The organism is Burkholderia sp. Bp8986 (assembly GCF_003854225.1).
GTDB lineage: Bacteria > Pseudomonadota > Gammaproteobacteria > Burkholderiales > Burkholderiaceae > Burkholderia.
This window is the reverse complement of record NZ_QTQM01000229.1, coordinates 1-317: the sequence shown is the minus strand read 5'-3', so window position 1 is coordinate 317 and position 317 is coordinate 1. Positions and strand designations below refer to the sequence as shown.

Here is a 317-nt window from a genome sequence, read left to right as displayed (position 1 = left end):
TGGTGTTCCTCGTGGTTCGTATTCGAGATGAACACCGACGACAACCGGTCGAACGTCAGCTTGCCGTCCGGCTTCGGATACTCGATCGGCGTGCATTGCGACGCCGGCTTCAGCATCTCGTGGTCCGCATGCTTGTGGTGCAGCGTCCACGGCACGTTGCCGCCCATCACCTTCTGTTCCAGCCCGACCATCAGCGTGCCGAGGTACAGGCCCTTCGCCATCCACTGCTTGAAGTTGCGCGCGCGGTACAGCTCCGTGTACAGCCACGATTGCTTGAAGGCGTCCGGGTACGCGTTGAGCTCATCGCTCTGGCGACC

1 pseudogene is annotated in these 317 nt (G+C 61.8%); it reads right to left on the bottom strand.

Annotation, left to right across the window (positions count from 1 at the left end):
- Nucleotides 1-317, bottom strand: a pseudogene (locus DID99_RS37025) (4Fe-4S dicluster domain-containing protein); the annotation flags it as partial.